The organism is Streptomyces sp. NPDC039423 (assembly GCF_055598725.1).
Genome location: NZ_JBVKAH010000026.1, coordinates 1 through 2,737, shown reverse-complemented (window position 1 = coordinate 2,737; position 2,737 = coordinate 1). Strand labels below are relative to the sequence as shown.

Genomic DNA, 2,737 nt, shown 5'->3' with positions numbered 1-2,737 from the left:
GGGGTGTGGGAGTTCGTTACTTCAGAACTAACACAGTGGACGCGAGCAACTGAGGACAAGCCCTCGGCCTATTAGTACCGGTCAACTCCACCCATTACTGGGCTTCCATATCCGGCCTATCAACCCAGTCGTCTACTGGGAGCCTTACCCTCTCAAGGAGGTGGGAATACTCATCTCGAAGCAGGCTTCCCGCTTAGATGCTTTCAGCGGTTATCCCTCCCGAACGTAGCCAACCAGCCATGCCCTTGGCAGGACAACTGGCACACCAGAGGTTCGTCCGTCCCGGTCCTCTCGTACTAGGGACAGCCCTTCTCAATATTCCTACGCGCACAGCGGATAGGGACCGAACTGTCTCACGACGTTCTAAACCCAGCTCGCGTACCGCTTTAATGGGCGAACAGCCCAACCCTTGGGACCGACTCCAGCCCCAGGATGCGACGAGCCGACATCGAGGTGCCAAACCATCCCGTCGATATGGACTCTTGGGGAAGATCAGCCTGTTATCCCCGGGGTACCTTTTATCCGTTGAGCGACGGCGCTTCCACAAGCCACCGCCGGATCACTAGTCCCGACTTTCGTCCCTGCTCGACCCGTCGGTCTCACAGTCAAGCTCCCTTGTGCACTTACACTCAACACCTGATTGCCAACCAGGCTGAGGGAACCTTTGGGCGCCTCCGTTACTCTTTAGGAGGCAACCGCCCCAGTTAAACTACCCATCAGACACTGTCCCTGATCCGGATCACGGACCCAGGTTAGACATCCAGCACGACCAGAGTGGTATTTCAACGGCGACTCCACCTGAACTGGCGTCCAAGCTTCACAGTCTCCCACCTATCCTACACAAGCCGAACCGAACACCAATATCAAACTGTAGTAAAGGTCCCGGGGTCTTTCCGTCCTGCTGCGCGAAACGAGCATCTTTACTCGTAGTGCAATTTCACCGGGCCTATGGTTGAGACAGTCGAGAAGTCGTTACGCCATTCGTGCAGGTCGGAACTTACCCGACAAGGAATTTCGCTACCTTAGGATGGTTATAGTTACCACCGCCGTTTACTGGCGCTTAAGTTCTCAGCTTCGCCCTGTCGAAACAGAGCTAACCGGTCCCCTTAACGTTCCAGCACCGGGCAGGCGTCAGTCCGTATACATCGCCTTACGGCTTCGCACGGACCTGTGTTTTTAGTAAACAGTCGCTTCTCGCTGGTCTCTGCGGCCACCCCCAGCTCACGGAGTAAATCCGATCACCGGTGATGGCCCCCCTTCTCCCGAAGTTACGGGGGCATTTTGCCGAGTTCCTTAACCATAGTTCACCCGAACGCCTCGGTATTCTCTACCTGACCACCTGAGTCGGTTTAGGGTACGGGCCGCCATGAAACTCGCTAGAGGCTTTTCTCGACAGCATAGGATCATCCACTTCACCACAATCGGCTCGGCATCAGGTCTCAGCCTTAATGTGTGACGGATTTGCCTATCACACGGCCTACACCCTTACCCCGGGACAACCACCGCCCGGGCTGGACTACCTTCCTGCGTCACCCCATCGCTTACCTACTACAGGTCTGGTCCGTCGGCTCCACCACTTTCCTTTCCCCGAAGGGTCCGGAACGGCTTCACGGACTTAGCATCGCCTGGTTCGATACTGGGCGTTTCAAAGCGGGTACCGGAATATCAACCGGTTGTCCATCGACTACGCCTGTCGGCCTCGCCTTAGGTCCCGACTTACCCTGGGCAGATCAGCTTGACCCAGGAACCCTTAGTCAATCGGCGCACACGTTTCTCACGTGTGTATCGCTACTCATGCCTGCATTCTCACTCGTGAACCGTCCACAACTCGCTTCCGCGGCTGCTTCACCCGGCACACGACGCTCCCCTACCCATCACAGTCCCCGTTGGGGGTATGTACTGCAATGACACGACTTCGGCGGTACGCTTGAGCCCCGCTACATTGTCGGCGCGGAATCACTTGACCAGTGAGCTATTACGCACTCTTTCAAGGGTGGCTGCTTCTAAGCCAACCTCCTGGTTGTCTCTGCGACTCCACATCCTTTCCCACTTAGCGTACGCTTAGGGGCCTTAGTCGATGCTCTGGGCTGTTTCCCTCTCGACCATGGAGCTTATCCCCCACAGTCTCACTGCCGCGCTCTCACTTACCGGCATTCGGAGTTTGGCTAAGGTCAGTAACCCGGTAGGGCCCATCGCCTATCCAGTGCTCTACCTCCGGCAAGAAACACACGACGCTGCACCTAAATGCATTTCGGGGAGAACCAGCTATCACGGAGTTTGATTGGCCTTTCACCCCTAACCACAGGTCATCCCCCAGGTTTTCAACCCTGGTGGGTTCGGTCCTCCACGAAGTCTTACCTCCGCTTCAACCTGCCCATGGCTAGATCACTCCGCTTCGGGTCTTGAGCGCGCTACTGAATCGCCCTGTTCGGACTCGCTTTCGCTACGGCTTCCCCACACGGGTTAACCTCGCAACACACCGCAAACTCGCAGGCTCATTCTTCAAAAGGCACGCAGTCACGAGATACAAGCAAGCTTGCATCCGACGCTCCCACGGCTTGTAGGCACACGGTTTCAGGTACTATTTCACTCCGCTCCCGCGGTACTTTTCACCATTCCCTCACGGTACTATCCGCTATCGGTCACCAGGGAATATTTAGGCTTAGCGGGTGGTCCCGCCAGATTCACACGGGATTTCTCGGGCCCCGTGCTACTTGGGTGTCTCTTAAACGAGCCG

1 rRNA gene is annotated in these 2,737 nt (G+C 56.4%); it reads right to left on the bottom strand.

The annotated features are described in order from the left end of the window. Positions 1-51: 51 nt before the first annotated feature. A 23S ribosomal RNA gene (locus ACZ7LK_RS32540) occupies positions 52-2,737 on the bottom strand; the annotation flags it as partial.